The sequence below is a fragment of the Amnimonas aquatica genome, assembly GCF_002943415.1.
Classification (GTDB): Bacteria; Pseudomonadota; Gammaproteobacteria; order Pseudomonadales; family Moraxellaceae; genus Perlucidibaca; species Perlucidibaca aquatica_A.
Window position 1 is genome coordinate 1 of record NZ_PTQZ01000119.1, and the last position, 5,524, is coordinate 5,524.

Annotated in this window: 7 protein-coding genes; 1 reads left to right on the plus strand and 6 read right to left on the minus strand. The window is 67.7% G+C overall.

The window, feature by feature from the left end:
- A partial coding sequence (locus tag C5O18_RS05880; RefSeq protein WP_105192314.1) for a TetR/AcrR family transcriptional regulator occupies nucleotides 1-512 on the minus strand: 512 nt, incomplete at its 3' end.
- Between the two features lie 81 nt (nucleotides 513-593).
- Between C5O18_RS05880 and C5O18_RS05885 the strand changes: the two genes are divergently transcribed.
- The gene (locus tag C5O18_RS05885; RefSeq protein WP_105192316.1) at nucleotides 594-1,052 is read left to right on the plus strand and encodes a hotdog fold domain-containing protein; all 459 of its coding nucleotides are present in this window, start codon (nucleotides 594-596) and stop codon (nucleotides 1,050-1,052) included.
- 15 nt (nucleotides 1,053-1,067) lie between these two features.
- Here C5O18_RS05885 and C5O18_RS05890 read toward each other — a convergent pair whose 3' ends face one another.
- The 5 genes from C5O18_RS05890 to C5O18_RS05910 all read right to left on the minus strand — a co-directional run.
- Nucleotides 1,068-2,117, minus strand: a complete 1,050-nt coding sequence (locus C5O18_RS05890; RefSeq protein WP_105192318.1) for a serine/threonine protein kinase — start codon at nucleotides 2,115-2,117, stop codon at nucleotides 1,068-1,070.
- A 10-nt stretch (nucleotides 2,118-2,127) separates the two neighbouring features.
- Nucleotides 2,128-3,027 (minus strand): lipid A hydroxylase LpxO, encoded by a 900-nt coding sequence (gene lpxO / locus C5O18_RS05895; RefSeq protein ID WP_105192320.1) that lies wholly within the window; start codon nucleotides 3,025-3,027, stop codon nucleotides 2,128-2,130.
- Nucleotides 3,028-3,181: 154 nt separating this feature from the next.
- Nucleotides 3,182-3,721, minus strand: coding sequence for a DUF2058 domain-containing protein (locus C5O18_RS05900; protein WP_105192322.1), 540 nt, complete (start codon nucleotides 3,719-3,721; stop codon nucleotides 3,182-3,184).
- 1 nt (nucleotide 3,722) lies between these two features.
- A complete protein-coding gene (locus tag C5O18_RS05905) occupies nucleotides 3,723-4,769 on the minus strand; it encodes a hypothetical protein (RefSeq protein ID WP_146089234.1) in 1,047 nt (348 codons plus the stop codon).
- 37 nt (nucleotides 4,770-4,806) lie between these two features.
- Nucleotides 4,807-5,524, minus strand: a 718-nt coding sequence (locus tag C5O18_RS05910) for a glutathione S-transferase N-terminal domain-containing protein (RefSeq protein ID WP_105192326.1), incomplete at its 5' end; no start/stop codon positions are given.

Consider the following 5,524-nt stretch of genomic DNA (forward strand, 5'->3'; position numbering starts at 1 on the left):
CCCGCCAGCCAGTGCCGGGCATAGTCGTGTACCGGGCCGGCGATCAGTGCCGCGTAGGCCTCCAGCGGCCAAGGCAGGTCGTCACCGGACGCGCTGCGGGCGCGTATCCAGTCCGCCACCTGGCGCATGCCGGCCTGCAGGTCCGCGCGCATCTCCGGCTCCGCGGCCGCCTCCGCCAGCACCACCCGGTGGTTGAACAGGAACGATGCCCAGTCCGGGTTGGCGCAGATCCAGTCGACATGCGCGTGCACGATGGCGCGGATGCCGTCGCGCAGGTTGTCCGCGCGCGCCAGGTACTCCCCTTGCAGCACGCGGAAACGACGCAGCCCTTCCAGATAGACCTCGGCGGCAATGCGCTCCTTGTTGCCGAAGTGGTGGTAGAGGCTGCCCGTGCTGGCGCCCGAGGCGGCACGGATCATGTCGATCGTGGTGGCCTCGACGCCATGCTGCGCGAAGCAGCCGAGGGCGGCCCGGATGATGGACTCGCGGCGCGAGCTTGACCTGTCTGCCATGATTGGAAGATTATTCTAGAATAATGTTTTAGTCCATAGCCCGATGACCACACCGGTCACCGGCCCGTCCCGGAGCGCACCATGTCAAAAGCCCTCGCCCTGTTCAACCGTCTCAAGACCCTGCCCGGCGGCACCCGCATCTTCACGCTCGGCGTCTGCCGCACCGCGCCCTACTTCGGCAGCATCCGCCCGCACATCACCGACCTGGCGCCCGGCCTGGCACGCGTCGAACTGCGCAAGCGCCGTTCGGTGGAGAACCATCTGGGCACCGTGCACGCCATCGCCATGTGCAACATGGCCGAGCTGGCCGGCGGCCTGATGACGGATGTCTCGGTGCCGGCCGGCGCGCGCTGGATCCCGTCCGGCATGACGGTGAAATACCTGAAGAAGGCGAAGACCGATCTGGTGGCCACGGCGGATGGCAGCGGCATCGACTGGAACGCCGGCGGCGACGTGGTGACCACGGTGCAGGTGCGCGACACCGCCGGCGAACTGGTATTCACCGCGGATATCACCATGAACGTTAAGCTGGCGGGCTGACGGCCGGCCCCCGCATCACCACAGCGCCAGCGGCGGCTCCCCCAGCCGTGACAGCTGCACTTCCAGGTCATCGACATGCGACTGCCACCAGGCCGGCGTGTCGAACCAGGGGAAGGCGCGCGGGAACGCCGGATCCTGCCAGCGCAGGGCCAGCCAGCCGGCGTGATGCACCATGCGCAGGGCGCGCAGGGGCTCGATCAGTGCCAGTTCGGCGCTGTCGAAGTCGCGGAACATGGCATAGCCGTCGAGCAGCTCGGCGAGCTGCAGGGTCTGCTCGGCGCGCGTGCCGCTGAGCAGCATCCACAGGTCCTGCACGGCGGGCGCCGTCTGGCAGTCGTCGAAGTCCAGCAGCCAGGGGCCGTCATCACGCGTCCACAGCACATTGCCGGGGTGGCAGTCGCCCTGGGTGCGGATGCCGCGGACGCCGTCCAGCCCGCTGGCCGTCACGCCTTCGCGCAAGGCCGCCACCACATCCCGGTAGCGCGATGCCAGATGCGCCGGCAGCAGCGCGAGCACATGCCCGGCCGGCTCGTCGAGGAAGCGCGCCGCAGTCAGCGCCGGGCGCGCGGCGAACGGCCGCGTCTCCGCCACCGCGTGCATGCGTCCCAGCAGCATGCCGATGCGGTGCAGCTGGTCCGGGTCGCCCGCCTCCAGGCCCTGGCCGCCCTTGCGCGGGAACAGCGCGTAACGGTAACCGTCGTGATGAAACAGGGTTTCGCCAGCGGCATCGGCCAGTGGCTCCACCACCGGCAGGCCGGCATCGGCCAGCTCGCGGGTGAAGGCGTGCTCCTCGCGCAGCTGCGCGTCGGACCAGCGATGCGGTCGGTAGAACTTGGCCACCAGCGGCTGGGCATCCTCGATGCCGACCTGCCAGACCCGGTTCTCGTAGCTGTTGAGGGGGAAGACGCGGGCATCGCTGAGATACCCGGCCGACTCCACCGCCGCGATCACGTGATCGGGCGAAAGACGGGCGTAATCGGCATAGCTTTCGCCGGCGTCACGACGGGCGTCATCAGCGCCGCCGGCATCATCGGGTGCCGTGGCATGGCTCGGGAAAACGCTCACCAGGCCACCATCAGAAAATGAATATCCACGCCAGCAGACCGCCGAGGATCAGCCACTTGATGATGTAGTACAGCGTGCGGTTCTGCTTCTTGAGCTTCTTCGCGACGATGCGGATCTGGTAGATGTAGCGGAAGGCCTTGTTGATGCCGCCGGTCTTGTCGCCCTCGGTATTGGGCGAGCTGGCGGCGGTCATGACGTTGCGCGCGAACCAGTGGTTGAAGGCCTGCGCCCAGCGCGCGGTCATCGGCCGCTCGATGTCGCAGAGCAGGATGATGCGGTTCTGCTCGGTCTTGTTCTCGGCGTAGTGGATGTAGGTCTCGTCGAACATCACGCCGGCGCCGTCGCGCCAGCTGTAGCGTTCTCCATCGACATCGATGAAGCAGCGGTCATCGTTCGGGGTGATCAGGCCGAGGTGGTAGCGCAGCGAGCCGGCGAACGGGTCGCGGTGCTTGACCAGGCGGCTGCCCGGCGGCAGTTCGGTGAACATGGCGGCCTTGACCGAATCCAGCCCGCGCACCAGCTCGGTGGTCTTCGGGCACAGCTCGGCAGCGGACGGGTGGCCATCCTCGTACCACTTCAGGTAGAAGCGCTTCCAGCCGACCTTGAAGAAGGAGTTGAAGCCGACATCGTTGTACTCGCCGGAGACCTTGATCAGGCCGCGGTCGGCCAGCGCCTGCGCCTCGTCGCGGATGGTCTCCCAGTTGTCCTCCAGCACCTTCAGGTCCGGGAAGTATTCGCTGGACAGGTAGGGCGTGTTCGGCACCTTCGACCACCAGTACATGATGACGTTGACCGGCGCCATGATCGTCGAGTGATCGAAGAACTGACGGAAGAACTTGTGCTTGACCTTGCCGCGACGGTGCACGTAGACCGCGGAAACGATGAACAGCGCCAGAATTAACCATTTCATGGGAGGAGACCTGTCTGGAGGCAACCTGCTGCCCGAATGCCGGGGAACACAACGCGATTCTAGCGATTGCGCCAGGGGAAAAACATCGCCCGGCGGCGGTTCCGGACAGTCTCCGAAAAACCCGTCTGCGGCCATGCCCGCAGACGGGTGCGCATCACCACATCAGGTCGTCGGGAATCGGATAATCGGCGTAGGGATCGTCCTCGGCCTTGTCCTCGGCTCGGCGCTCGTTGAGCTGGACGATGACACCGGCATCGCGCTGGCGGATGCGCTCCGCCACCACCGCCGGCACCAGCTCGTAGGCATCGCCGGCGGGACCGCCGGCCAGCCGCACCACGGCGACCTGGCCGCGCACCAGCTGGTCGTGCTGGGCACCGGTGACCATCAGCTTCTTGACCTTCCTGCCATCGACGAACTGCCAGCTCTGCTCGCCGCCGGCACGGCCGATGCGATGCTGCTCGATGAGCTGGCGCACCTGCGCGGCCAGCGCCTTCTCCGCCTGTGCCTGCTGCAGCTGGCGATTGGCCTCGCGATCCTTCTCCGCCTGCTCGCTGCGCGCGCGCTGCGCCAGCTCGGCGGCGGACTCGCCGTCGCTACGGCCCTTGGCGGCCTGGCGACGAGCGTGGTCGGCCTGGCGGGCGCGCTTCTGGTCGGCGAGTCCGGCCTTCAGCAGCTGGTCCTTGAGCGATGCCATCTCAGCCCTCCCGCGCCGCCAGCACCGCCTCGACGCGGCCCGACGTGTAGAACGGCAGCAGCTGCCGGCGGATGATGCCCTCCAGCATGCCGTTCCCGTGCAGCACCGCGATGATCGGCGGCGCGAAGCGCATGAATTCGGCCAGGATCATGTCGCGGGTGACGCCGACCTCGACCAGCAGGTAGACCAGCGAATGGTCGCCGTACTTGTCGAAGAAGCTGTCGATGCTGACATCGATCACGGTGGCGTAGTAGCTGGACTTGCGCAGCTCGCCGCGCCAGTACTCGTAGCCGATGACGAAGAACTCCTCCAGGCTGTCGGCCGACACGTACTGGCGGAAATCGCTGGCCGGGCGGTGCTTGACGCCGGCCCAGACATCCAGCGCCAGGTCGCGCAGGGCCTGGTCGCTGAGCTTCTTCAGCAGGGCTTCCTCGCTGTGCTGCAGCGTGGCCTTGGTGCTCTTGCGGACATAGTTGTGCAGGCCTTCGTCGAGGGTCTTCTCCAGGTTCGGCGACGCCTTGCTGAGCACCGACTTGCCCAGGCCCATGAGCGTGGAGGCGCCGGGAATGCCGCGCGCCGCCTCGTTGCCCTGCGCCAGGTAGCCCTTGATGCCGCGGTAGATCAGGTCCGAGGCCAGGTCGACCAGCAGCGGGTTGCCCAGCACCTCGTGCACCAGGCGCTCGCGCACCTCGCGCATCTCCACCGCCTTGTTGACGATCTCGCGCACCTGCTGGTCGGAAATGATGTCGGTCAGCCGGGTATCGTCATGGATGGGATGGGCATGCAGCACGCGGGCGATGTCGCCGACCAGCTCGGGAATGCCGCCGGCCATGGGCATGTGCACGGCATAGGTGTGCGCCGTGGCCTTGATCTGCTCGCGCGTCACCACCTGGTTCAGGGTCAGACGCTCGGCATTGGCGAGGTCGGCGTCGAGCTCGCGGGCCAGGTGCGCCTGCAGGCCGTCGCCGGTCAGCAGCGCCAGCGCATGCTCGACATGCGCCTCGTAGAGCGCGGCCACCACCGGATGCTGGATGGATGTGGTCATCATGACTCCGTTGTCGTTGTTGTTCCCGCCCGGCCCGCGCTCAGCGCGCGTAGGTCCGTTCGAGATAATCCAGGATATCGGCCGACTCGAACAGGGCCGCGCCGGTGTTGGGATCTTCCAGATAGGGCACCTGCACGCAGCCGTGAACCTGCATGAAGGCCTCGCGCTTGCCACCCGCAATCGGCCTGTAGGGACCGGGCTTGAGTCGCTGCACGGCCGGACCGATCTCGGTCCAGTGCTCCTTGCCGAGGTTGTGCAGCGCGTAGGGCAGCTCCAGCTCGCACAGGCGCTCGCGCACCGGGCGGGAATACGGGCTGGCCTCGAAGCTCCACAGCCGCAGCGGCTGCGCCGGCACCTTCGCCGGTGTCGCCTTCAAGCCGCGCAGGCCGCGGCTGATGGTCGCCAGGTAACCGCCGGCCTTGCGCAGCGCTCCCGCCCGGTAGGCGGAGGGCGTGGCGCGACCGGCATAGGTGCGGAACAGGTACTCGACGATATCCGCCGACTCATGGAGCACCGTGCCGGTGTTGGGGTCGGACAGCAGCGGGAACTGCAGCTTGCCGCCGAGCTGCTCGGCCTCCGGGCGAAAACGGGCGCCGCCCTTGGGGCAGGGCCGGATGTCCAGGTCGAGATGCAGCGCGGAGGCCGCCTCGCGGACCAGGCGGCAGTACGGCGAGGCCTCGATGTCATAGAGCACCGGCCGCTGCGCCGGCTGCCGGAAATGCGGCTTGCCGGCCGCGCCGCCGCGCCAGCCCGCCAGC

Excerpts from the sequence above, each read along its gene's own strand:
- lpxO (WP_105192320.1), bottom strand. The coding sequence starts at position 3,027 with ATGAAATGGTTAATTCTGGCGCTGTTCATCGTTTCCGCGGTCTACGTG.
- C5O18_RS05905 (WP_146089234.1), bottom strand. The coding sequence starts at position 4,769 with ATGATGACCACATCCATCCAGCATCCGGTGGTGGCCGCGCTCTACGAG.
- C5O18_RS05900 (WP_105192322.1), bottom strand. The coding sequence starts at position 3,721 with ATGGCATCGCTCAAGGACCAGCTGCTGAAGGCCGGACTCGCCGACCAG.
- C5O18_RS05885 (WP_105192316.1), top strand. The coding sequence starts at position 594 with ATGTCAAAAGCCCTCGCCCTGTTCAACCGTCTCAAGACCCTGCCCGGC.